This window comes from Anaeromyxobacter sp. SG64 (assembly GCF_022690745.1).
GTDB classification, from domain to species: domain Bacteria; phylum Myxococcota; class Myxococcia; order Myxococcales; family Anaeromyxobacteraceae; genus Anaeromyxobacter; species Anaeromyxobacter soli.
This window is the reverse complement of the sequence record NZ_JALCZB010000013.1, coordinates 58,863-80,785: the sequence shown is the minus strand read 5'-3', so window position 1 is coordinate 80,785 and position 21,923 is coordinate 58,863. Positions and strand designations below refer to the sequence as shown.

The 21,923-nt window shown below is 74.6% G+C and carries 21 protein-coding genes, 1 tRNA gene and 1 pseudogene; 12 read left to right on the top strand and 11 right to left on the bottom strand.

Annotated features, from left to right (window positions below):
* Positions 1-184: pseudogene (locus MNZ29_RS06455) on the top strand (serine/threonine protein kinase); the annotation flags it as partial.
* A gap of 29 nt (positions 185-213) precedes the next feature.
* Here MNZ29_RS06455 and MNZ29_RS06450 read toward each other — a convergent pair.
* From MNZ29_RS06450 to thyX, 4 genes are all read right to left on the bottom strand, one after another.
* Entirely contained in the window at positions 214-1,401 is a 1,188-nt protein-coding gene (locus MNZ29_RS06450; protein ID WP_242336089.1) for an HD domain-containing phosphohydrolase, read from the bottom strand.
* 81 nt (positions 1,402-1,482) lie between these two features.
* On the bottom strand, positions 1,483-2,874 hold the full coding sequence (gene rho / locus MNZ29_RS06445; RefSeq protein WP_242336086.1) for a transcription termination factor Rho: 1,392 nt from the start codon (positions 2,872-2,874) through the stop codon (positions 1,483-1,485).
* A gap of 339 nt (positions 2,875-3,213) precedes the next feature.
* Positions 3,214-5,715 carry a signal peptide peptidase SppA gene (gene sppA, locus MNZ29_RS06440; protein WP_242336083.1) on the bottom strand — a complete coding sequence of 834 codons (2,502 nt, stop codon included), beginning with the start codon at positions 5,713-5,715 and terminating at the stop codon, positions 3,214-3,216.
* Between the two features lie 105 nt (positions 5,716-5,820).
* Positions 5,821-6,642 carry an FAD-dependent thymidylate synthase gene (thyX, locus tag MNZ29_RS06435; protein WP_242336080.1) on the bottom strand — a complete coding sequence of 274 codons (822 nt, stop codon included), beginning with the start codon at positions 6,640-6,642 and terminating at the stop codon, positions 5,821-5,823.
* Positions 6,643-6,739: 97 nt separating this feature from the next.
* On the opposite strand from thyX, the gene MNZ29_RS06430 reads away from it, so the two are divergent.
* Entirely contained in the window at positions 6,740-7,219 is a 480-nt protein-coding gene (locus MNZ29_RS06430; RefSeq protein WP_242336077.1) for an acyl-CoA thioesterase, read from the top strand.
* A gap of 31 nt (positions 7,220-7,250) precedes the next feature.
* Here MNZ29_RS06430 and MNZ29_RS06425 read toward each other — a convergent pair whose 3' ends face one another.
* The 3 genes from MNZ29_RS06425 to MNZ29_RS06415 form a co-directional block, all read right to left on the bottom strand.
* Positions 7,251-7,733, bottom strand: a complete 483-nt coding sequence (locus MNZ29_RS06425) for an FHA domain-containing protein (protein WP_242336074.1) — start codon at positions 7,731-7,733, stop codon at positions 7,251-7,253.
* A 134-nt stretch (positions 7,734-7,867) separates the two neighbouring features.
* Complete coding sequence (locus tag MNZ29_RS06420; protein ID WP_242336070.1) at positions 7,868-9,580, bottom strand: aldehyde dehydrogenase family protein; 1,713 nt, start codon at positions 9,578-9,580, stop codon at positions 7,868-7,870.
* Between the two features lie 131 nt (positions 9,581-9,711).
* Positions 9,712-10,530 (bottom strand): metallophosphoesterase, encoded by an 819-nt coding sequence (locus MNZ29_RS06415; RefSeq protein ID WP_242336066.1) that lies wholly within the window; start codon positions 10,528-10,530, stop codon positions 9,712-9,714.
* Between the two features lie 354 nt (positions 10,531-10,884).
* Between MNZ29_RS06415 and MNZ29_RS06410 the strand changes: the two genes are divergently transcribed.
* On the top strand, positions 10,885-11,334 hold the full coding sequence (locus MNZ29_RS06410) for a peroxiredoxin (protein ID WP_242336064.1): 450 nt from the start codon (positions 10,885-10,887) through the stop codon (positions 11,332-11,334).
* Between the two features lie 105 nt (positions 11,335-11,439).
* Here MNZ29_RS06410 and MNZ29_RS06405 read toward each other — a convergent pair whose 3' ends face one another.
* Positions 11,440-11,646 (bottom strand): helix-turn-helix domain-containing protein, encoded by a 207-nt coding sequence (locus MNZ29_RS06405; protein ID WP_011985507.1) that lies wholly within the window; start codon positions 11,644-11,646, stop codon positions 11,440-11,442.
* A 125-nt stretch (positions 11,647-11,771) separates the two neighbouring features.
* Here MNZ29_RS06405 and MNZ29_RS06400 point away from each other — a divergent pair, with 125 nt between their 5' ends.
* Both MNZ29_RS06400 and MNZ29_RS24335 read left to right on the top strand, forming a co-directional pair.
* Positions 11,772-12,284, top strand: a complete 513-nt coding sequence (locus MNZ29_RS06400) for a peroxiredoxin (protein ID WP_242336061.1) — start codon at positions 11,772-11,774, stop codon at positions 12,282-12,284.
* 10 nt (positions 12,285-12,294) lie between these two features.
* On the top strand, positions 12,295-12,993 hold the full coding sequence (locus tag MNZ29_RS24335) for a selenoprotein B (protein WP_243337394.1): 699 nt from the start codon (positions 12,295-12,297) through the stop codon (positions 12,991-12,993).
* A gap of 85 nt (positions 12,994-13,078) precedes the next feature.
* Here the strand turns inward: MNZ29_RS24335 and MNZ29_RS06385 are convergent, their stop codons facing one another.
* The gene (locus MNZ29_RS06385; protein WP_242336055.1) at positions 13,079-14,587 is read right to left on the bottom strand and encodes a hypothetical protein; all 1,509 of its coding nucleotides are present in this window, start codon (positions 14,585-14,587) and stop codon (positions 13,079-13,081) included.
* A gap of 201 nt (positions 14,588-14,788) precedes the next feature.
* Between MNZ29_RS06385 and MNZ29_RS06380 the strand changes: the two genes are divergently transcribed.
* Together MNZ29_RS06380 and MNZ29_RS06375 are read left to right on the top strand one after the other, a co-directional pair.
* The gene (locus tag MNZ29_RS06380; protein ID WP_242336052.1) at positions 14,789-15,796 is read left to right on the top strand and encodes a DUF4388 domain-containing protein; all 1,008 of its coding nucleotides are present in this window, start codon (positions 14,789-14,791) and stop codon (positions 15,794-15,796) included.
* A gap of 115 nt (positions 15,797-15,911) precedes the next feature.
* Positions 15,912-16,577, top strand: coding sequence for a hemolysin III family protein (locus MNZ29_RS06375; protein ID WP_242336048.1), 666 nt, complete (start codon positions 15,912-15,914; stop codon positions 16,575-16,577).
* 6 nt (positions 16,578-16,583) lie between these two features.
* On the opposite strand, the gene MNZ29_RS06370 is transcribed toward MNZ29_RS06375, so the two are convergent.
* Both MNZ29_RS06370 and MNZ29_RS06365 read right to left on the bottom strand, forming a co-directional pair.
* On the bottom strand, positions 16,584-17,594 hold the full coding sequence (locus tag MNZ29_RS06370; protein ID WP_242336045.1) for an ATP/GTP-binding protein: 1,011 nt from the start codon (positions 17,592-17,594) through the stop codon (positions 16,584-16,586).
* Positions 17,595-17,696: 102 nt separating this feature from the next.
* Positions 17,697-18,368 carry an HAD family hydrolase gene (locus tag MNZ29_RS06365; protein WP_242336042.1) on the bottom strand — a complete coding sequence of 224 codons (672 nt, stop codon included), beginning with the start codon at positions 18,366-18,368 and terminating at the stop codon, positions 17,697-17,699.
* A gap of 121 nt (positions 18,369-18,489) precedes the next feature.
* Here MNZ29_RS06365 and MNZ29_RS06360 point away from each other — a divergent pair, with 121 nt between their 5' ends.
* The 5 genes from MNZ29_RS06360 (at position 18,490) to MNZ29_RS06340 (ending at position 21,922) form a co-directional block, all read left to right on the top strand.
* Positions 18,490-19,806, top strand: a complete 1,317-nt coding sequence (locus MNZ29_RS06360) for a bifunctional ornithine acetyltransferase/N-acetylglutamate synthase (protein WP_242336039.1) — start codon at positions 18,490-18,492, stop codon at positions 19,804-19,806.
* 154 nt (positions 19,807-19,960) lie between these two features.
* The gene (locus MNZ29_RS06355) at positions 19,961-20,551 is read left to right on the top strand and encodes a hypothetical protein (protein WP_242336036.1); all 591 of its coding nucleotides are present in this window, start codon (positions 19,961-19,963) and stop codon (positions 20,549-20,551) included.
* Positions 20,552-20,590: 39 nt separating this feature from the next.
* A tRNA-Cys gene (locus MNZ29_RS06350) sits at positions 20,591-20,662 on the top strand.
* A 174-nt stretch (positions 20,663-20,836) separates the two neighbouring features.
* On the top strand, positions 20,837-21,511 hold the full coding sequence (locus MNZ29_RS06345) for a 4Fe-4S binding protein (protein WP_242353833.1): 675 nt from the start codon (positions 20,837-20,839) through the stop codon (positions 21,509-21,511).
* Between the two features lie 96 nt (positions 21,512-21,607).
* Positions 21,608-21,922 carry a hypothetical protein gene (locus MNZ29_RS06340; RefSeq protein ID WP_242336029.1) on the top strand — a complete coding sequence of 105 codons (315 nt, stop codon included), beginning with the start codon at positions 21,608-21,610 and terminating at the stop codon, positions 21,920-21,922.
* The last annotated feature ends 1 nt before the right edge of the window (position 21,923 follow it).

The window sequence follows — 21,923 nt, the reverse complement described above, 5'->3', positions numbered from 1 at the left end:
CACGCTCGTCGTGGACGGCGAGGCGCGCCTCCCGCCGCTCGCCGCCGACGAGACCCGCGCCGTCGCGCTCGCGCCGGGCCGGCACCGGGTCGAGCTCCGGGCGAGGGACGGCCGGCGCGCGGCCGTGACGATCGAGGTCGGCGGCGGCGAGACCGCCGCGCTGCTCGGGATCGAGCTGCAGTAGCGCGGGCCGGGGTCCGCGGCGCCGCGGCGTCAGCCGCGCAGCGCGTCGAGCGCCGCCGCGAGGTCCTCGGGCGCCGGCGGGCTCTCGGCGAGGTCGGCGGAGAGCACCGCGACCGTCTCCACGTCGAGCCGGATCCGCTCCCAGTCCTCGGGCGGGACCGACAGGAACGCCTCGACGATCTTCGGGTCGAACTGCGTGCCCGTGCAGCGCGTGATCTCCTCGCGCGCGTGATCGAAGGGACGGGCCCGCCGGTACGGCCGGTCGCTCGTGATCGCGTCGAGCGTGTCCACCACGTGGAAGATGCGCGCCCCGACCACGATCTCCTCGCCGCGCAGGCCGGCGGGGTAGCCGGTGCCGTCCCACTTCTCCTGGTGCTGGAGGACGATGGAGGACGCGGGGCGCAGGTAGTCCACGCGCTGGAGGAGCGCCCAGCCGAGCTCGGGGTGGCGCTTCATCTCGGTCCACTCGTCGGTGGTGAGCGGGCCGGGCTTGAGGAGCACCCGGTCGCGCACGCCGATCTTGCCGATGTCGTGCAGGAGGGCGCCGTGCTCGACGACCGTGAGCTCCGGCTCCTCGAAGCCGAGCTGCCGCGCGAGCCGCCGCGCGAAGAGCGACACGCGCCGCGAGTGCCACTGGGTCTCGGCGTCGCGGTAGTCGAGGGCGGCGATGAGCCCCTCGAGCAGCGCCTGCGTGCGGGCCCGGACCATCTCCTCGAGCCGCGCGTTCATCTCGCGCAGCTGCCCGTTCTGGCGCTGCACCTCGGCGGTGAGCCGCTCGTTCTCGCGCTGGAGCCGCGCCGCCTCGGCCGCCTGCGTCACCGTCGCGATGAGCTCCGTCTGGTGCCAGGGCTTCGAGACGATCCGGTAGACCTCGCCCGAGTTCACCGCCTCGAGGGCGACGCGGAAGTCGTCCGCCGCGGTGCAGAGGATCCGGATCGCGGCCGGGTACCGCGCCCGCGCCTGGTTCAGGAAGGCGACGCCGTCCATCCCCGGCATCATGTAGTCGGAGATGATCACGACCGGGCGCTCCGACTCGAGCGCCTCGAGGGCGGCCTCGGGGGAGGCGTAGCAGCAGGGCGCGAAGCCCGAGCTCTCCAGGATGCGCGCGAGCGCCTTCAGGATGAGCTCGTCGTCGTCCACGACGAGCACGGGCTCGGGCGCGGGCGAGACGCCCGGGCCGGACACTACGAGGGCTGGAGGCGCGACGCGCGAGTCCATCGGGCGCGGATGATAGCGGCTCGCGGCGGGATTCGCATGGGGGACCGCCCGCCCGGCGACGGGTGGGCGGTCCCGGGAACGTCAGAAGCTCTGGAGGAACTCCTCGTTCGTCTCGAACTCGGAGAGCTTCTTGAGGAGCCGCTCCATCGCCTCGACCGGCTTCAGCGAGGCGAGGGCCCCGCGCAGGCGGCGGACCTTCTCGATCTCCTTCGGGGAGAAGAGCTTCTCCTCCTTGCGGGTGCCGGAGGCGCCGATGTCGATGGCCGGGAAGATGCGCCGCTCGGCGAGCTGCCGCGAGAGCACGACCTCCATGTTGCCCGTGCCCTTGAACTCCTCGAAGATCACCTCGTCCATGCGCGACCCGGTGTCGATGAGCGCGGTCGCGATGATGGTGAGCGACCCGCCCTCCTCGGCCTTGCGGGCCGATCCGAACAGCCGCTTGGGCCGCTCGAGCGCGCGCGAGTCGACGCCGCCGGTCAGCGTCCGGCCGGAGGACTCGACCTCCTTGTTGTAGGCGCGCGAGAGGCGGGTGATCGAGTCGAGCAGGATCACGACGTCCTTGCCGCCCTCCACGAGGCGCTTGGACCGCTCGAGGACCATCTCGGCGACGTGGATGTGCTCCTCCGTCGGCCGGTCGTTCGAGGAGCCGATCACCTCGCCCTTGATGTTCCGCTTCATGTCGGTGACCTCCTCGGGCCGCTCGTCCACGAGCAGGACCGTGAGGTGCACGTCCGGGCGGTTCGAGGTGATCGCCTGGGCGATCCGCTGCAGCATGATCGTCTTGCCGGCCTTGGGCGGCGAGGTGATGAGGCCGCGCGCGCCGAGGCCGATGGGGGAGACGAGGTCCAGGACGCGGCCGATCAGCTCGTCCGGGCGCGTCTCCATGACGAGCTTCTCGGTCGGATCGGTCGCGGTGAGGTTGTGGAAGTGGGTGCGCCGGGCGACCGCCATCGGGTCGGTGCCCTCGAGCTGGTCGATGCGCGTGAGCACCCGCTTCATGTTCCGCGTGGCGGCCTGGCCCTTCACGAGCAGCCCGCCCTGCAGGTGCATGCGGTCGATGAGCCAGCGCGGCACCTCGACGTCGAAGGGCTGCGGGAGGTAGCTGCGCTTCACGTCGCGCAGGTAGCCGTTCCCCTTGCCCTCGAACTCGAGGACGCCCTCGACCTCCTCGGTGGCCTCGGGCTGAGCCTGCCCGCCGGGCTGCGCCTGCGGCGCGGGGGCGGTCCCGTTCTGCGCGGGCGCCGCCGCCAGCGGCTGGCCGTTCGGCCCGACCGCCGGTCCACCCTGGCCCTGGGGGCCGCCACGACCTCGGCGACCACGCCGCCGCCGCCGCCGCCGTCCCCCCTGTCCGGGGGCTCCGCCCGGACCGCCGGGCTGCCCGCCGGCCTCGCCCTCATGGGCGGACGCGGTGGGCTGGGAGTTCTGAGGGGCCCCGCTCACGACCGGAGTCGGGGTCTGCTCGTTATCGCTCATGCTGTCGTCTGCTCCGGCAGCGGGGCGAAGGAATCGCCCTCGCGGCACGACCGTCATGCGTCCTGGATTGGCGCCGTTCGCGGCTCGTTGGCAGTCGGTGGGCCGCGAACCGCCGCCCCTGTCGCGTCGCTCGCAGCGCGCCGCGTGTCACGCGACGCGAACTCGCCAGCAACCTGCCGATCAGAGGCTCGTCTACCCGCCGCCGTGAAACGTAAAGCCTTCGCGGAGGGCAGACAAGTCATCACATAGCAAAAAAGATCGCGCAGCGAAAGCTTCGATGCGGCCCCGAGGGGGCCCGCCCGCCCAGCCAGCGGACGCGGCGCCCCTCCGGCCGGTGCTTCACGGCGCGGGTGGTGGGTCCACCCACTCGACGGGCAACGCGAGCACGGGCCCCATCTCCGACACGAGCGAGAGGGCGCGGAGCTCCGGGATCGCGGCGAGCGTGCGCGCGAGCGGGGAGGGCGCGGTGCCGAAGATGCCCACCGAGAACGGGTCCGCCCCGTCCTCGCCGCCCTTGGCCGTGCGGACGATCACGACGTCGTCAGGCGTGAGCCGGGCGCGCTCGCGCGCGAGCTGGATCGCGTCGCGCAGGGAGCCCAGGCCGTCGACGAGGCGCCGCTCCTGCGCCTGGCGGCCGGTCCAGACCCGGCCCCCCGCCACGGTCTCGACCTCGGCGGCCGTGAGCTTTCGCCCCTCCGCCACGCGCGCCACGAACAGCGCGTAGAAGCGCTCGATCTCGCGCTCGACGGCGGCGCGCTCCGGGGCCGACCAGGGCTTCGCGAGGCTCGTGAGCTGCGCGTTCTCGCCCCGCGCCGCGGCCTCGCGGACCACGCCGAGCTTGGCGAGCAGGCCGGAGAGATCGGGCTTCAGGGCGAAGACGCCGATCGAGCCGGTGAGGGTGGAGGGCTCGGCGAGGATCGTGTCGGCCCCGACCGCCACGAGGTACCCGCCGCTCGCCGCGGCGTCGCCCATCGATGCGATGACGGGCTTGCGGCGCCGGGCGCGCTGCACCTCGCGCCAGATCCGGTCCGAGGCGACGCCGTCGCCGCCCGGCGAGTCGATGCGGAGCACGATCGCCTTCACGTCGGAGTCGTCGGCGGCGCGCCGGAGCTGGGCGGCGATGGTCTCCGCGCCGGCGATCGCCGCGACGCCGAGCCGGTCGCCGCGGCTCTTCCCGCCCGCGATCGCCCCCTCCACGCGCACGACCTCCACGTACGCCGCCGGGCCCCAGCGCTGCGCCCGGCGCTCCTCGTCGGGCGAGTAGCCGCCCGTGACCTGCACGCGCCGCTTCGTCACCCGCCGGGCCCAGCCCTCGAGCTCGTCCGGCCACAGCACCGCGTCGAGGAGCCCCTCCGCCTTCGCCTCCTCCGCGCCGAACAGGCCGCGGTCCACGAGCGCGCGCACGCGCTCCTCCGGGACCCGCCGCGCCGCGGCGACGTCCCCGACGAACCGGCCGAAGACGTCGTCGAGCAGCGAGCCGACCATCTCGCGCGCCTCCGGTGATCCCTCCGTCCGGACGAGCGGCTCGGGCGCGCTCTTGTACGCGCCGCGCTTCACCACCTCGAAGGCCACCCCGATCCGCGCGAGCGGCTCCTTCACGAACAGCGTGGAGGTGGAGACGCCGTTCACGAACAGCGTCGAGCCGGGCTGGGCGGCGATCTCGGTCGCGGCGCTCGCGATCCAGTACTCGATGGTGCCGCCCCCGGCCAGGTACGCGAGGACCGGCTTCCTCTCGCGGATGCGCGCCAGCGCCGCGCGCAGCGCCTCGGCGCGGCCGGCGCCCACCCCGAGATCGTCGATGCGGACCGCGACGGCGGCGACCTCGGGATCGTCGCGCGCCGCCTCGAGGCGCGCGAGGAGCCGGCCGTACGGATCCGGCTCTCCGAAGGTGAAGAACAGGAACGTGCGCGGCGGCTCCAGCGCGCGCTCGACGTCGATGGCCGGCACGTCGTGCCCGGTGAACGCGGCGCGGTAGCGCTCGCCCGAGAAGCGCACGCCGACGAGCGAGCCGGTGCGATCGCGCACCGGCACGGCGCCCCCCGTCCAGCCGACGTACGGTCCGTTCCAGGAGAGCGCGACCACCGCGGCGGGCCGGTCGCCGGTGGGCAGCCCCGACCGGAGCGGGAGCTGGAGCTGGGCCGAGACGGCGAGGCCGGACCAGACCTCCGCGCCGAGGCCGGTCGCGAGGTGCGTCACGCGCAGCGCGTCGCGGCGATCGTCGTCGCCGAGGAGATCGAGCGAGAGGGTGAGCCCGTCGCGCCACAGCCGCGTCGCGACGCCGAGGTCGTAGCGGATGGGGAGCGGCTCGCCCGAGAGCCGCGCGTCGCGGTCGCGCATCGCAGCGGCGACGCTGAGCCAGCGCGTCGGCCGAACCGTGAGGCCGACGTCCCAGCTCGAGAGCCGCTCGAGCGCGTCGTCCCGGGAGGCCCAGCGGTTCCAGCCGATCGCCAGCGAGAGGGCGCGCGTGTCGGTGAGGGCGAGGGCGAAGGTCGTCTTGCGGTAGCGCGGCCCGTCGCCGGAGCCGGGGCGGACCCACTGCATGCCGAACCCGACGCCGAGCGGGCCCACGCCGTCGGCGGCGAAGATGGCGTCCGCGCTCGAGCCCGGGGTGACGTCGCGCTCGTGGAACGCCTGCACGGCGAGCCGGGGCACGAACCCCACGCCGGCCGGGTTCACCGCGAGCGCCGTCGGCTCCTCGGCGGCGGCGGCGCCCGGGAGGGGCAGCGAGAGCCCGGCGGGGAGGCCCTGGTCGCGATCGAGCGCGCTCTGGACCTGGGCGCGCGCGGGCAGCGCGGCGGCGGCGATCACCGCGGCGAGCGCGGCCTTCACGTACAGTCTCATGTGGGCTCCGGCGCGGGATTCTACCGGAGCGTCACCCGGGCGGCCGGGACCGGCCGGGGCGGAAGGGGATCCAAGGGGGGCTGCCACCCCTCCCGGCCGAGGCCGCTACTCCTCGTTGCCCGCGTCCTCGACGGTCCGCAGGTGCTCCTCGGCGAGGGGCACGAGGTTGCCGGCCCGGTACTCGCGGAAGACGTCGAGGAGCTGCTCCTTGTGCGGCCGCACCTTCCCGAGCGGGCACTTCTCCCACTCCTTGCGCGGCTCGTCGCAGTAGCCCATGCGCTTGTCGCCGCACTTCGGCTGCAGGTAGCCGCCGATCTCCGGGATGGCCTTCATCACCTCGCGCCGCATGAGCGCGACCATGTGCCGGATCTCCCACTGCGCGCGCCAGCAGAGCCGGAGGTCCGCGATGTGCAGGAGCTCGGTGAAGTTCACCATCACCTGGAAGTTCGTCGGCGTCGCGTTGGGCAGCACGAAGCGGGCGTCCTCGGCGGGGATCCCCTTCTCGAGCGCCAGCTCGTACACGCGGGTGATCTCGCGCATGAGCCGGTCGTACTCGTCCGCCATGCCGTGCGCGTCGCGCCAGGTCTTCGGCATGACGTAGTCGAGCCGCTCCTCCTTGTAGCGGACGTAGCGCTGCGACTGCTGCTCGAACGAGATGCCGATCCGGTGGCGCACGAACTGGTGCGAGAGCGCCCGGGAGACGCCCGAGATCCCGAACCAGAACACCACCTGCTCGAGGGGCGAGGCGTGGCCGGTCTTGAGCCGCTCCGCGATGAACTCGCGGATGGCGTCGGGCGCGATGCGTCCGTCGCGGATCTCGCTCCAGACCTCGCCGGGCGTCTTGGGGGTGTAGCAGGTGCGGTAGGCGCCGTAGAGCTTCGCGAGCGGGTCGCGGGCGTGGTCGATGAGGGTGACTTCGAGCGGCATGGGACGAGCTCTCCGGAGAGGGGCGCGGATTCTATAGCGGCGACCCGACACGGGGGAAAGGGCGGCGGAGGCCCGCGGGCCCGCGTATAGAGGGGCCATGGAGCCGAAGCCCGCCTCCGCGTCCCGCGTCGAGGTCACCCACCTCGTCATGCCGGGCGACGCGAACTCCCACGGCACCGCGTTCGGCGGCATGGTGATGCAGTGGATCGACCTCGCCGCCGGGATGGCGGCGATGCGCCACGCGCGCCTGCCCGTGGTCACGGCGTCGATCGACCAGCTCTCGTTCCTCGCGCCGGTTCCGATCGGCCACATGGCGCTCCTCGTCGCGCGCGTGACCGCGGTGTTCTCGACCTCCATGGAGGTGAACGTCGAGGTCTCGACCGAGGACCCGCGCACCGGCGAGCGGCGCAGGTGCTGCGACGCGTACCTGACCTTCGTGGCGATCGACGACGCCGGGCGGCCCACGCACGTCGCGCCGCTCGTCGCCGAGTCGGACGACGACCGCCGCCGCGAGCGCGGCGCGCGGGTCAGGCGCGAGTCGCGGCTGGGGCTCCGGGCCGCGCTCGCGCGCGAGTGAAGCGGCGGGGGCCACGCCCCGCTCGATCCCTTCAGGCGCCGCGCAGGCGCAGGTAGAGCGTCGCGCCGTCGTAGAACGTGAGCCGCACGGCGCCCGCCTCGACGCGCGCCCCCGGCTCGAGCCGCAGCGGCGCGCGGCCGATGCGCAGCCCGTTCACGCTCGTGCCGTTGGACGAGCCTGCGTCCTCGACGGTCCAGCCGCCGGCACCGTCGCGCCGGAGGACGAGGTGCCGGCGCGAGAGGGTGCCGTCGTCGACCACGATGTCGTTCTCGGGCGCCCGGCCGACCCGGACCTCCGGACCCCCGTTCCTGGCCGCGAGCGCGATGACGAGCGACTCGCCGGCCGCCACGAGCCGCGTGCCGGGGTCGGCGAGCATGGTCTCCCGCCCGGCCGCGGGCGGCCGCCAGGGACCCGCCTCCCATACGAGCCAGTCCTCGGGCCGCTCGCGCTGGAACGACGCGAGGTCGCACCCGGAGTACTTCCTCGTCAGCCAGGAGAGGAGAAAGCTCTTCACGGTGGCCCCCGCCGCGCGCTTCTCCCCGCGAACGGGGCGATGACATCACGGAGGGGCGAGGGGTGTCGAGCCGCAGGGCCACGGGACGCGACCGCCACGTCGTTCCCGTCCCGGACAGCGGCCCCGGCCCGCGCTCAGCCCCGGACGCCGGCCGCGAGGACGGCCGGGAGCGCGGTGAGGCCGCGCGCCTCGAGGCGCGTCAGCCCGCGCCCCAGCGCGTGCGCGGTGCGGTGGCTCGGGAAGTACGGCGGCTTCGGGAACGTCGCGGCCGGATGGCGGATGACCGTCTTCTCGACGCGCTCGAGCATGAGCGCGTTGTGCACGAAGCCGCGGCCGCTCTGGATGTCGGTGAGCGACGCACCGGGGTAGGCGCCCCACGGCGTCGAGCCGAAGGCGAAGCCGTACCCGGCCCAGCAGTTCACGGAGACCGAGCCGTAGCGCAGCCGCCGGACCGCGCGCTCCAGCGCCGCCCCCGTCGTGCGGTCGGAGAGCGTGCGCGGGTGCACGGCGATGTGCGCCGCGAGCGTCCCCCACAGCGTCTCGTTCGCGAGCGTCACCGCGGCGTCGAGGTACTCCAGGGGATCGGCGCTCCCGATCTCGGTCTGCCAGAGCAGGGCGCAGAACGGCTCGTCGCGGAACGCCGCGTCGTCGGGATCGGGCGCGACGCCGCGCACGATCGCCCAGGGGAGCTCGCCCTCCGCCGCCTCCCCGATGCGCCGCACGTCGCCGCGGCCGTCGAGCAGGCGGTGGTAGCTCGAGGCGGAGCCCGGGTACCAGGCGCGGCGGGGCGGCGCGAGCGCGGTGAACCGCTCCACCGCCGCGAGGAACTCGTCGCGCTGGCGCCACCCGCGGGCGGTGACGAGCATCTTGCCGGCGATGCAGTTGTAGGACGCGTTGTGCGTGAGCATCCCCGCGACGCTCTCGGCCTGCGCGGCGAGCGTCCGCGCGTCCCACGCCCCCGGCACGACCAGCACCGGCGTGATGTTCCCGAGCTCACTCGAGATCTCCTTGCGCAGGAGCGGGTCGTTCCTCGCCATCCGCGCGGCGCGCTCCGGCCCCGGCGGACCCCACACGATGAGGTCGTGCGTGCGATCCGAGCCGGTGATGTGCACCTCGTCCACGCCCGGGTGGTGCGCGAGGTGCCAGCCCTCCTCCGCGCCGCCGTAGACGACGGCGAGGAAGCCGCGCGCGATCGCCTCGGCGAACGCCTCCTCGAAGAGCGGTCCGAGGTACGCGTTCACCGGGTTCATCTTGAGGACGCAGACCTTGCCCTCGTTGAAGAGCTTCGTCACGACGTCCGCGGGCGGGATCGCGTTGATGTTCCCCGCGCCGAGCACGAGGCAGACCTCGCCGTCGTGGTCGGGCGCCTTGTGAAAGCGCGCGCGGCCCTCGTCGAGCTCGGTCTTCCCGACGCCTTCCTCGAGGTGCACCTCGGCGCTGACGCCCCTGAAGAGCGCACGATCGGTGGGGGAGGCGGGGAAGACACGGACCGTGAGGCGCCCGTCGAGCGTCTCGCCGACGGCGCCGATGGGCGTGTTGCCGCGCGCCGCGAGCGCCTGGAGCGAGCGGACGACGAGGCGGAGCTGGCGGAGGACGACGTACGGCCCGCTCAGCCACTCCTCCCCGGCGACGGGGGAGTCGAGCGGGATGCCCTTCGCCGCGCAGGCCGCCGCGACGGCGCGCTCGGCGGTGCGCTCGAGGCCGCGCGCCATGGAGCGCGCCAGGGCGATGCGCTCGGAGAGCGACGCGCGCGCCCAGATCGGCGCGCCGTCGCGCAGGCGCGCCACGGCCTCGTCGAGGCGGCGCGGATCGGTGACGGGAGACGGGGCGGCTGCCGGACGCGTCATCGGGCGTTCTCCGCCCGCGATCGTAAGGGATCTCCCGGCTCGCCGCTCGAAACTTCCGGTGCCGGGGCGCACGCCCGGGGGCGACCCGCCGCGCGCGGCGCGGCGATCGTCCCGGGATCACGCTCGGTCGCTCAGGCGGGCTCGGCCCGGCGCAGCGTCGCGAGCGTCACCTCGGGCGGCGCGTTGACGCGGACGCGGATCCCGGACATGCCGATCCCGCGGTTCACGTAGAGCTGGACCCCGCCGTCCAGCGCGTAGCGGCCGCGCAGGAACGGCTCGTGGACGATGGCCGAGAGGAACAGCGGCGTGAAGATCGGGATGTTGATCTGGCCGCCGTGCGTGTGGCCCGAGAGGCAGAGGGTCGGGCGGCCGAGGCGCTGGAGCTTCTCCGCCGTGCGCGGCCCGTGCGCGAGCACGAGCGGCGTCGGGCCGGCGAGCCCTCTCAGCGCCTTCCCGACGTCGTCGCGCCGGGTGAGGTGGTCGCCCACCCCGACGACGGGGAGCGGGGCGCCCCGCAGCCGCACGGTGGTCCAGGCGTTCTCGAGGACCTCGTAGCCGTGGCCCCGGAGCGCCGCGGCCGCGCCCTCCGGATCGACCCACACGTCGTGGTTCCCGAGCACGGCGATCGTGGGCGCGGCGAGGCCGCCGAGCAGCTCGTGCATCGGATCGAGCTCGCGGCGGGAGTGCGAGAGGTAGTCGCCGGTGAGGACGACGAGGTCGGGCTGGAAGGCGTTCGCCTCCTCGATCGCGGCGCGGACGACCTCCGCGGGCGTCCGCGGCCCGACGTGGAGATCCGAGAGCTGCGCGACGCGCAGGCCGTGGTGCGCGGGATCGAGGCCCGGCACGTCGAACGTCACACGCTCCGGCGTGGGCGCCGCGTGGCGGGCCTCGGCGGCGGACGGGAAGGCGCCGAGCGCGCCGGCGGCGCCGACGAGCGCCGCGCCCCTCAAGAACCCTCTCCGCCCGAAGCTCCGCTCCATCCGCGCTCGCGCTCCCTCGCCGGCCGCGCGGCATCGCGCTCGCGCCCCGGAACACTGGAACGCCCCGGGGCCGGCGGCGATTCCTTGGGCGGGGCGGGTCGTGGGGGCGTGCGGGGGCTCGCGCGGCAGGAGCGCGCGGCCCGCACGGCGGCGCGCCGGGTCCCCGGCCCGCTCGGGCGCCCCGGCGGGCGCGCGGTTGACGGAGCGCGGGGGCGCGGCTATCGAGCGCGGAGGAGAGGAGCGGGCCTTGAGCATCATCCTCGATCCGGCGCCGGACTTCAGGGCCGCGGCCGCCATCGGACTTCGCCAGGCGAGGTGCGCGAGGTGGCGCTCGGCGACTACGCCGGCCGCTGGCTCGTGCTGGTCTTCTACCCGCGCGACTTCACCCCCGTGTGTCCGACGGAGCTGCTCGAGCTGTCGCGCCGCGCGCGCGAGCTCTCGGAGCTCCGCGCCGAGGTCCTCGCCGTCTCGGTGGACGACGTGGAGACGCACCAGCGCTGGATCCGCGAGGTGCTCGGCCCCGTCGCCTTCCCGCTCGCGGCCGACCCGGCGGGCGCGATGAGCCGCGCCTACGGCGCCTTCCTCGAGCGCGCCGGCGTGGCGGCGCGCGCCACGTTCCTCGTGGACCCCGAGGGAATCGTCCAGTACGCCGCGTTCCACAACCTGGAGGTGGGCCGCTCGCCCTCGGAGATCCTGCGCGTGCTCGAGGCGCTGAGGACGCGCGAGCGGGTGCCCGCCGAGTGGCGGCGCGGCGAGCCTACGCTCGGGCGTTGAGGCGCGTCGCGCTGCGGGAAGGAATCACTTGGCGTGAACGCGGCGCGGCCACGCTCGACGCCGCGGCGCCCGCGTCGTCGAGACCGGTGCTCCGTCGGGCGCGGCTCACTTGCCGAGCAGGTTTGCGGGCGGCACGCCCAGCGCCTTGGCCATCTTCTCGATGGTCTCCAGCGGTGGAGAGCGCTGCCCGCGCTCGAGCATCGAGACGTACGAGACGGAGATCCCGACCTTGTCGGCCAGCGCCTTCTGGGAAAGCTTCTTCTTGGCCCGCAGGCGGCGCACGTTGCCAGCGAATCGCGTCAGGAGATCCATGCGAAACCCTTAGCAAAGTGACCCCGCGTGCTCATTGTCCTTTTCGGGGTGCCCCCCGGGCGTCCTCGACGCTGAGTGACGCGGTTACTAGTGTCTTTTTGTCCCACGACCAAAGGAGGACTCGAATGGCAGCGAAGCCAAAGGCCGTCTGGCGGCTGGAGGTCGGCGACGAGGCGCCCGACTTCGAGCTGATGGCGACCGGCAGCACTGCGGGTAAAGGCGACACGAAGCGGAAGATCCGGCTCTCCGACTATCGTGGCAAGAAGAACGTGGTGCTGGCGTTCTACCCGGCCGCCTACACCCCCGTCTGAACCGTCCAGATGCCCTCGTACGAGGAGGATCTCTCCGAGTTCGAGCGGCGGAATGCCCAGGTCCTGGGCATCAGCACGGATCAGGTCCACACCAACGAGGCGTGGGCGAAGTCGATGGGCGGGCTGTCGTTCCCGCTCCTGTCCGATCACTGGCCGCACGGCTACGTGGCGGCCCTCTACGGCGTCCTCCGCGGCGAGAACGGCATCTGCGAGCGCGCGATCTTCGTCGTCGACAAGCAGGGGAAGGTTGCCTACATCGACATCCACGACATCGGCGAGCAGCCCCCCACCGACAAGATCATGGCGGCGCTCGACAAGCTGAAGTAGCGGAGGGCGGATGCCGCAAGGAGCCGAGCCGAAGCCGCTCGAGCTGTCCCGTTACTGCGTGCCGTTCACGCCGTTCCAGGGGAAGCTCGAGGACGCCGCGATCTGCATCGTCTCGACGGCCGGGGTCCGGCTCGCGAGCGACGTGCCGTTCGTCACCGACGGCGACGCCACCTGGCGCGTCATCGGGGGAGACGCGGAGGCGAAGGACCTCCGCTACGACGACACGCACTACGACCACGCCTGCGTGGATCGCGATCTCAACTGCGTGTTCCCCATCGACCGGGTGCGCGAGCTCGCGCGCGAGGGGCGGGTGGGCGGCCTCACCGAGCGCCACTTCTCGCTCGGCTTCAGCCAGGCGCTCCGCGAGCTGCGCGAGAAGACCATCCCCGCGCTCGTGCGCGAGGTGGACCGCGAGCGCCCCGGCGCCGTGCTCCTCACCGGCGGCTGACGCCTCTGCCACCGCACGGTGGTCACCGTGCAGCGGATGATCGAGCTCGTGGGCATCCCGACCGTCGTCGTGACGGTCGAGCCGGAGGAGACGCGGCAGGCGCGGCCTCCGCGCGCGCTCTGCCCCCGCGGCTTCGTGGTGGGCCACTCGCTCGGACGCCCGTCCGACACCGCGCTCCAGAAGTGGATCCTCATGGACGCGCTCGGGCTGCTCGTCGGGGAGCCGCGCCCGGGCGAGGTGATCGAGCGGGACTACGCCTGAACCCCGCTGGCGGTCCCCGATCACCACCCGTGGTCGGGAACCGCCGCGGTTCAGGCACGATCCGGTCGGGGCTCGCGCCGTCCCGTCACGGACCGTCGTAGGCGGTCACGGCACCCGGCCCGAACCTCGACTCGAGGTGGGCCATGTACACCACGCGAGGGCTCGCCCAGCGGTCGATCTGGATCGACCGCACGGGCCCCCGCGCGAAGGCCGGCACCGAGTCCGGGGGGAGGTCCTGCACCCACGCGCCGTTCCGGTAGCGCCCGAAGCCGCCCCAGGCGAACCCCACCCACACCGAGCCGTCGGACGGATCGCACGCGACGGCGAGCGCGCCGCCCGCGCCGGCGGGGACGCCGACGGTGCTGAAGGTGGAGGCGCCCTTGCGCAGGAAGGCGAGGCCGTGCGCGTCCGAGCCGACCCACATCGTCCCGTCGTCGCAGAACGAGATCGACTGCACGCTGTCGCGCTTCGTGGCGTCCGCCGGATCCGCGTCCGAGCTCCAGATCCAGAGGTAGGGGCTGGGCGGCGACTGGTTCCCCCACCACGGGCCGTGGAAGTTCTGCGACAGCTCCGGCCGCCGCATCGAGGCGTAGCCGGGGAGGCTCGCCGTGCGGAACTGGTTCGCGTACCAGGGCACGTTCGTGGTGGGGTCGAACGCGAGCGCCCACGCCTCGCCGGTGAGGAACTCGCCGTGCGCGTAGATCGCGGGGTGCTCGTGCTCGAACACGCCCTTCGCGTCCTCCCAGGCCGGGTCGCCGCGGGTGAGGTCCTGGAGGCCGCGCGCGTCGGGGTTCGCGACGAGGATCGAGATCGTGGCGTGCGTGCCGCCCAGGAGCGCGTCGCCGTACGAGAGCGAGCGGCCCTTGTCGTGGTTCACGACGATGCGCTGCACCTGACGCAGCTTCCGGCGGCCGCCGAGCATGAACGGATCCCAGCCGTAGCACTGGGTGTCGTTCGAGCCCTCCACGAAGAACTCGCACACGTAGCCCGGGGGCGTCGCGATCCGGACGTGCCGCTCGCGCGCGAGCGTCGTGCCGTCGAACGTGACGACGTCGGCGCCCCCGGAGTCGACCGCCCAGTCGGCGTCCGTGTCGCCGTCGGTGCCGACGCCCTTGAAGCCGATGATCGCCTTGTTCGGCGTCGAGCCCGCGACCGAGATGACCGGGCACGTGACGGCGGGATCGGACGGGGTCGCGTTCGCGATCTGCGCCGCGTCGTGGCAGTTCTTCGTCAGCCCGGCGGCGTCCGCGTCGAAGCGCTTGAAGTCCTGGGCGGCGCGGGACTTCGCGTAGACGGCGGCGTCGCCGCCCGCGACGTAGACGTTGCCGGCCTCGTCCGCGGAGACGTCGCTCACCTTGGCCGGGAGCCCCTGCTCGGCGCCCCAGAACCGGAAGGCGCCGACGACGACCGGCGCCTTCACCGCCGGGGCACCGCCTCCGCCGCCGCCACCTCCCGTGCCGCCTCCGGTCCCGCCCCCCGTGTCGCCGCCGGTGCCGCCGCCGCCCGTGTCGGCCGGGGTCTTGGTGCCGCCGCCTCCGCCGCCGCCGCACGCGGTCAGCGCAGCCGCCGCGAGCACCGCCGCCCAACGCCGCATCCCGGCCATCCGCCGTCTCCCGCGCGCCCGCCCGGACGCCGGGCCGACGGGCCCTCCGGCACGCACGCGCAAGAAAAGCTGGCCCGAGCGACACGGTCCGCCAAGCCGGGGCGCCGGGGGCAGCACTCCGGGTGAGACCTCCCACGCTCGGACGGGGGGCGCGATCTGGCGCGCGCGGCCCGGCGCGGTCACAATCGGGCCATGCTGCAGGGAGACCTCGCGACCTTTCCCCTCGCCGAGCTGTTCCAGTGGCTCGATCAGAGCAGGCGCTCGGGGATCGTCGAGCTCGACGCGGGCGAGGGGACGCCGTTCTGGCTGCACGTCGTCGACCGCCGCATCGTCGCGGCGGCGCGCCCACCGTCCGAGCCGTCGGCGCTCGGCACGCTCGCCCGCTGGTCGCACTCGGAGCCGCCGGAGTCGCTCTGGCCGGAGGCGTGCGCCGACCGGATCGTCGATCTCTTCCTCGCGCCACCAGGGGGCCGGTTCACGCTCATCGTGGACGCCGGCGGCTTCGAGGACGGGGTCCGCCTCGACGTGGGGCTCGGCCAGATGGCGCTCGAGGGCCTGCGGCGGCTCGACGAGTGGCCCGAGCTCGACCGGCGCTACCCGTCGGACACGGCCGCGCTCGTCGCGGAGGAGGGCGCCGCACGCCCGCGCACGCCGGGGCAGCGCGCGCTGCTGGAGGCGGCGCGGCGCCGCGCGTCGATCGCCGAGGCGCGCCTCGCGCTGGCCCTCTCGCGCGCCGCGGTGCTCCGCCGGATCGAGACGCTCCGCGCCCTCGGCCTCGCGCGCGTCGAGGGCGTGTCCGCGCACCCGGACCCGGTGGCGTCACTGGTGGCGAAGGCACAGCTGCTCGTCGACGCGCGCCAGTTCGACGAGGCGGGCATCGTGTTCCGGAGCCTGCTCGCCGCGGATCCTTCCGACAGGCGCGTCCGCGCGCTCCTGCGCGAGGCCGAGCGCGAGCAGGTCGCCGTGCTCTACGCGGAGCTGTCCCCGGTCGCGGTCCCCGTCCTCCTGGCCGGGCCCGCGGCGCTCGACGGGCCGGCGGCGCGGCGGCTCGGCCCGACGGACCGCGAGGTCGCGGGCCGCCTGAACGGCAAGTGGGACGTCGCGAGCATCGCGCTCGCGAGCCCGCTGCGGGAGGTCGAGACGCTGAAGGCGCTCCGCAAGCTCGTCCGGCTCGGGCTCGTCGAGCTGCGCGAGGCCTGAGGCGCGGGGCGAGGGAGCTCGGCGATCCGACGCGAGCGCGCAGGGCGTCACGCGCGCGCCGTGACAGGGGCGTGACCCTCCGATGGCAGGATCCAACCGCTCTGGAGGGCACACCATGATCGACACCGCCTCGCACGACGCTCCGCGCGCCGCAGAGAAGCCGCTCCTGCGCGGCGTGTCCCACGAGATCGCCGCGTTCGTCGCGCTCGCCGCGTGGATCGCGCTCGCGCTCGTCTCGCCGTCGGCGCGCGCCCGCGCCGCCGCGAACGTCTACGGGGCGAGCCTCTTCACCCTGTTCGCCGTGAGCGCGCTCTACCACCGGCCGACCTGGCCGCCGCGCGCGCGGCGCTGGATGCGACGGCTCGATCACTCGGCGATCTTCCTCCTCATCGCCGGAACGTACACGCCGTTCTGCCTGGTCCTCGGCGGCGCGCGCGGCGAGGCGCTCCTCGCGATCGCGTGGGGCGGGGCGGCGCTCGGCATCCTCCAGTCGATCCTGTGGGTCCGCGCGCCGAAGCCCCTCATCGCGGTGATCTACGTGCTGCTCGGCTGGGTGATCCTCCCGGTGATGCCCGCGCTCGTGGCGCGCCTCGGCCCGGGCGCGATCGCGCTGCTCGGCGCCGGCGGGATCGCCTACAGCCTGGGCGCGGTGGTCTACGCGACGCGGCGTCCGGATCCGTTCCCGCGCGTGTTCGGGTACCACGAGATCTTCCACGCGCTCGTGGTGGTCGCGGCGGGGCTCCACCTCGCCGTCACGGCGCGGGCGCTCTTCTCGCTGTAGCCGATGCTAGCGGCCGGCGGCCCGGGCCGCTGCCTTCACCTTCGCGGCGACGAGGACGTAGAGCGCGAAGAGCGCGTCCCGCTCGGTGACCGCCGCGTCCGGCATCGCCGCGATGCGCGCGAGCCGGAGCAGCTCGTGCGGGTCGAGCCCGAGCCGCGCGGCCCGCCCGTCCTCCGCGGGCACCCGCGCCAGCACCGCGGCCACGCCGTCCGCGGCGATGCGCGCGGCCTCGCCGTAGGTCCGCTCGCGCAGCGCGTGCTCGGTGGCGGCGATCGCCGCGCCCTCTCCCGGGAAGAGCCGCGCGAAGGACACCGGGGCGAGCGCCGCCGGATCGGCCGGCCCGGAGGCCTCGGCCGCCGCGGAGAGCTGGGAGGCGAGCTCCGACCCGCCGCCGGAGAGCTCGAGCGGCCGCGGCGTCGCGCGGCGCGCGGGCTGGCGCGAGCGCAGGTCCTTCACCACGAGGCGGGTGATCTCCTTCAGCCCGGCGAAGACCCCGACGCCGCGGCTCGCGATGCTCTCGACCTCGGGCGCGCCGTGGCGGTTCAGGGCGGCGCGGAGGTCCTCCACCGGCAGCGCGCCGGGGAGATCGCGCTTGTTGTACTGGAGCACGTGGGGGAACTCGGCGAGGGAGATGCCGAGCTCGCCGAGGTTCGTGGCGAGGTTGTCGATGGACTCCGCGTTCGTGTCCCGCGCCGCCGGCTGGGAGTCCGCCACGAACACGACCCCGTCGGCGCCGTTCAGCACGAGCTTGCGGGTCGCGTCGTAGAACACCTGGCCCGGCACCGTGTAGATCTGGAGCCTGAGCGTGAGCCCCCGCACCTGCTCGATCTTGAGGGGCAGGAAGTCGAAGAAGAGGGTGCGATCACCCTCCGTCGAGAGCGACACGAGCTGGCCGCGCGTCTCCGGGCGGACGCTCTCGTAGATCTGGTGGAGGCTCGTCGTCTTCCCGGACAGGCCGGGGCCGTAATAGACGATCTTCGCCGAGATCTCCCGCGCGAGCGGGTTGACGGTGGACACGGCCGGCATCATAGCCCCGGGCGATCGGGGGGGCGACTTCGCCGCAGGCGCGAAGGTCCGCTCCCGGCGCCTCGGGAGAGGCGGCACGGGCGGGCGCGGCCTTCACCGCGCGAGGAGGGCGTCCACCACCGCCACCAGGTCCTCGCCCTGCACGGCGGGTGGGCCCATGGCCGGGTGGAAGCGCCGCTCCAGCCGCGCGCACCAGCCCCCCACCAGCCCGGCGCGCTGGGCCCCCTCGACGTCCCACGCGTGCACCGCGACGAGCGCGAGCCGCTCCGGCGGCTGCCCGAGGGTGCGCGCGGCGTGCAGGTAGATCTCGCGGCCCGGCTTGTAGCGGCGGATCTCGTCGACGCCCATGACGCGCGCGACGTGATCGAGGAGGCCTGCGCGGTCGAGCAGCCCGCGCGTCGCCTCCACGCCGCCGTTCGAGAGGGTCGCGATGGGCACGCCCGCGCCGGCGAGCCTGCGGAACGCGGGCGCGACGTCCGGCGCGGGGTCGAGCGTCTTGAAGCCGTCGAGGACGTCCTCGACGGCCGCGCGCTCCACCGGGCGGCTCCGCTGGGCGAGGAGCACCTCGAGCGCGCCGCCGGCGATCTCGCGGAAGGGCCGGAACGAGCCGCTCGCGTCGAGCGCGAACGCGTCCCGAAGGATCCGCGTGAACCAGGTGTCGAGGTCGAGGGGAGCGAGCCCCAGGGCGGCGAGGCGCAGGCGCAGGGGATCGAGCGGGAAGAGCGTCTCGATGACGTCGAAGATCACGGCGGCGGGGCGGGCCATGGGCCGGTGCGTACGCCGCGACCTCCGCCGGCGCAAGGCGCGGGCGGGGGTGGCGGCGCGGAGGCGGCCCTCGGCGTCGGGGCCCGTTGACGGCGGGGGGCGGAAGGGCGAAAAGGCGGCCATGCCGTCCACCTCGCTCACCTTCGCGAGCCGCGCCGAGCACCGCGCCTGGCTCGAGGCGCAGTCGGCCCTGCCCGAGGGCTTCTGCATCGGGACCACGAGCTTCGAGTTCGTCCCGGTCGAGGCGCCGAAGCCCGGCCGGATGAAGCTCACGCTCGTGGCGCTCGACCGCCCGACCCCCGCGTTCGCCGCGAAGTTCACCCGGAACGCATTCCCCGGCGCGCCGGTGATCGTGGGCAAGCGCCGCCTCGACGGGCCGACGCTGGGCGGCATCGTGGTGAACACCAAGATCGCCAATGTCTGCGCGCCGGGCGGGATCGAGGCGGCGGAGCGCGTCGGCGCCGAGGCGGCGCGACTCATCGGGATCGCGCCCGAGGAGGTGCTGCCTTCGTCCACCGGGGTCATCGGCTGGCAGCTCCCCGTCGAGCGGATGATCGCGGCGCTCCCCGAGGCCGCCTCCGCGCTCCAGTCCGGCACGATCCTCCCGGCCGCCGAGGCGATCACGACGACCGACCTCTACCCCAAGGTGCGGCGCGCGCCGCTCGGGGAAGGGACGCTCGTGGGCATCGCCAAGGGCGCGGGCATGATCGAGCCGAACCTCGCGACCATGCTCGTCTACCTGCTCACCGACGTGGACGTGCCGCGCGACACGCTGCGCGCCGCGCTCGACGCCGCCGTCGAGGTGACGTTCAACTGCATCTCCGTCGACACGGACACGAGCACCTCCGACACCGTCGTGATCGTCTCCTCCCGCAAGAAGGCGGCCCCGCCGCCCGGCGCGCTCGCCGCCGCGCTCGCGCAGGTGTGCGGCGACCTCGCCGAGGACGTGGTGCGGAACGGGGAGGGCGTCCACCACGTGATCCGCGCGAGCGTCACCGGCGCGCGCACGTTCGAGGAGGCGCGCGCGATCGCCAAGTCGGTGGTGAACTCGCCGCTGCTCAAGGCGGCGGTGAACGGGAACGATCCCAACGTGGGGCGGCTCCTCTGCGCCGTCGGCAAGCAGGCGGGCGCCTCCGGGATCCCGCTCGACCCCGCGCGCGTCACGATGCGCGTGGGCGACGACCTCGTGCTCGAGGGCGGCGCGATGCGGCTCGACCCCGCGAAGGAGGAGCGGCTCGTCGCCCACATGAAGTCGGCGGAGCTGTACGCGACGCGTCCGTCCGCGGACGGGCTCTTCCGGCCGCCGATCGACTACCCGCCGCACGAGCGGCGGGTGGAGATCGGGATCGACCTCGGCATGGGGAGCGCGGCGTGCGCGGTCCTGGGGGCCGATCTGACGCACGAGTACGTGACCGAGAACGCGGACTACCGGAGCTGAGGCGCGCGAGCCAACACCCGACCGCGCCCGAGTCCGGCGGGTCCGCGCGGCGGACCTTCGGGCCCGAGAAACCCTCACGCCCCGCGCGCTGCTCCCGGCACCGACCGTGCACTCTCGCGCGCTCGCGCGCGGGGCCGCGCCGGGGAGATCCACGATGAAGGTGACCGAGAAGGGCAGGGCGGAGGGCGGCTCGAGAGGCGCCATTGCGCAGCGGTTCGACGAGGTGCTCCGCAACGCCCGCCGAGGCATCCGGGCTCCGCACCGGTCGCCTGCAGTCGCCGGCGTCGACGAGCGCGCCGGCGCACCCCGGAGCCTGCGCGCGCGACGCGCGAGCGCGGATCACGCGGGCACCGTGCTGCGCGAGCGGCGCGCGGACGCCTTCGAGGCGGAGCGGCTGACGCGGCCTCCGCCCGCGCCGGTGGCGCAGCTCCAGCCCGCGCGCATCGAGGGGGTGGCGGACCTGCGCGCGATCGTGCGCACGCTGCCTGCCGCGATCGAGGCCGCGCGCGTCCGCGAGGGCGAGCCCCTGTCCCTGTCGCTCGGTCGCGCGCTCTCGGTCGATCTCCGGCGCGGCGCCGGCGGCCTCGAGCTCGTGCTCCGGCCCGACGCCGTGCTGCAGCGCGCCGCCGCCGCCGAGCTGCCCGGGCTCCTCGAGACGCTCCGCGCGCGGGGCATCGTCGTGGCGCGCGCGGAGGTGCGCGCGCAGCCGCACGCCGGCCCGCCAGCCGGGCGCTCCGCGCGTTGACGCCGTCCCGGCCCTCCGCTACAAAGGGCGCCTCGGTACGGCACCGTCGCCAAGTGGTAAGGCAAAGGTCTGCAAAACCTTTATTCCCCGGTTCGAATCCGGGCGGTGCCTCTCTCCGAAGGGCTCGAAGCCGCTCAGGTTTCGGGCCCTTCGTGTTTTCGCGCGGTGAACGGCGGGCCCCGCCGCGCAGGGCCCGGGACAGGCCGATCCCTCCGCGGCGCGCTGCGAAGCTCACGCGAGGCGTGTACGTTCGTCCCGGCAGGCGAGCGTCGAGGACAGGGGAGGGTGCGCGAGGTGCTCCGAGGGATCGGCGATGGCGCGGAGCCGAGCGGTGCGAACGCGCCGCGCCGCAGGATCGCGGCGCGGGGCCGCCCGCTCGAGGACCCGGCGTGCGCCGGCTGCAGGCAGCTCGCGCTCCTGCGAGCGCTTCGCCGCGCGGGGCTCGCCGTTCGCGGCGGTCTCGGCTGCGAGCCTCCGGCCGCGGGCGAGCCGGACGCGCCGCCCGGCCGCGTCGCGCGGATGGCGGGCGCGGTCGAGGCCCTCGTCCGTCCCGGGGCGCTCGTCGCGGAGGCCCGCGACCTCGCGCTGCTCGTCGTCGCCGATCGCGGGCCGCACCGCGCCGCCGCCGTGGAGTCCGCGCTCGCCGCGGCGGGCGCGCGCGTCGTTCGCCTTCCCGCCGGGTCGGGCGCGCAGGACGCCGAGCGGCTCGTGGCAGAGGCGCTCGCGAGCGTCCGCCCCGCGGCGCTCGTCGCGCTCGCAGAGTGCGCGCGCCGCGAGGAGGCAAGCCCGCCGCTCGCGATCGAGCCGGCTCGCTGCAACCGCTGCGGCGCCTGCCTCGGCCTCGGCTGCGTCGCGCTCTCCGACCCAGGGGGCGAGGCGATGTCGATCGACCCCGCGCGTTGCGTCGGCTGCGGTCTGTGCGCCCCGCTCTGCCGCGGCGGCGCCATCCGGTGTCGCTGACGTGCTCCTGCCTCACCGGTACGGTCCGCGCCGCCCACGCAGGGCGCCCGGGTGACGGGGGCTGCCGGGACGCAGGCGGCGCGTTAGACGAGGGGCGTGGCGACCGAGATCTGCCAGTACTGCGGCGTCGACCTCGACGAGATCGAGCCGCGGCAGGAGACCGGCTGGACGTACGGCGTCGAGTGCAGCCGCTGCGCGCCGGAGCAGCGCCGCTCGCAGGTGCTCGCGCGCCGGGAGCGCGTGGCGGAGCTCGCTTGCCCGCAGTGCGGCGCGCGCATCGCGCCGGCGGAGGGGCACCCCGACGTGCTCGTCGTGAAGGAGCTCACCTACGAGGTGTGCGCGGCGTGCGGCGAGCCATGCGGCGTCGCGGCGGTGCGGAAGGTGCGCGACGTGTCGGGCGGGACGATGTAGC

Bases quoted from the DNA above. Each gene is read 5' to 3' on its own strand.
- MNZ29_RS06450 (WP_242336089.1), bottom strand. From the start codon at position 1,401: ATGGACTCGCGCGTCGCGCCTCCAGCCCTCGTAGTGTCCGGCCCGGGC.
- rho (WP_242336086.1), bottom strand. From the start codon at position 2,874: ATGAGCGATAACGAGCAGACCCCGACTCCGGTCGTGAGCGGGGCCCCT.
- sppA (WP_242336083.1), bottom strand. From the start codon at position 5,715: ATGAGACTGTACGTGAAGGCCGCGCTCGCCGCGGTGATCGCCGCCGCC.
- thyX (WP_242336080.1), bottom strand. From the start codon at position 6,642: ATGCCGCTCGAAGTCACCCTCATCGACCACGCCCGCGACCCGCTCGCG.
- MNZ29_RS06430 (WP_242336077.1), top strand. From the start codon at position 6,740: ATGGAGCCGAAGCCCGCCTCCGCGTCCCGCGTCGAGGTCACCCACCTC.
- MNZ29_RS06420 (WP_242336070.1), bottom strand. From the start codon at position 9,580: ATGACGCGTCCGGCAGCCGCCCCGTCTCCCGTCACCGATCCGCGCCGC.
- MNZ29_RS06405 (WP_011985507.1), bottom strand. From the start codon at position 11,646: ATGGATCTCCTGACGCGATTCGCTGGCAACGTGCGCCGCCTGCGGGCC.
- MNZ29_RS06385 (WP_242336055.1), bottom strand. From the start codon at position 14,587: ATGCGGCGTTGGGCGGCGGTGCTCGCGGCGGCTGCGCTGACCGCGTGC.
- MNZ29_RS06380 (WP_242336052.1), top strand. From the start codon at position 14,789: ATGCTGCAGGGAGACCTCGCGACCTTTCCCCTCGCCGAGCTGTTCCAG.
- MNZ29_RS06375 (WP_242336048.1), top strand. From the start codon at position 15,912: ATGATCGACACCGCCTCGCACGACGCTCCGCGCGCCGCAGAGAAGCCG.
- MNZ29_RS06365 (WP_242336042.1), bottom strand. From the start codon at position 18,368: ATGGCCCGCCCCGCCGCCGTGATCTTCGACGTCATCGAGACGCTCTTC.
- MNZ29_RS06360 (WP_242336039.1), top strand. From the start codon at position 18,490: ATGCCGTCCACCTCGCTCACCTTCGCGAGCCGCGCCGAGCACCGCGCC.
- MNZ29_RS06355 (WP_242336036.1), top strand. From the start codon at position 19,961: ATGAAGGTGACCGAGAAGGGCAGGGCGGAGGGCGGCTCGAGAGGCGCC.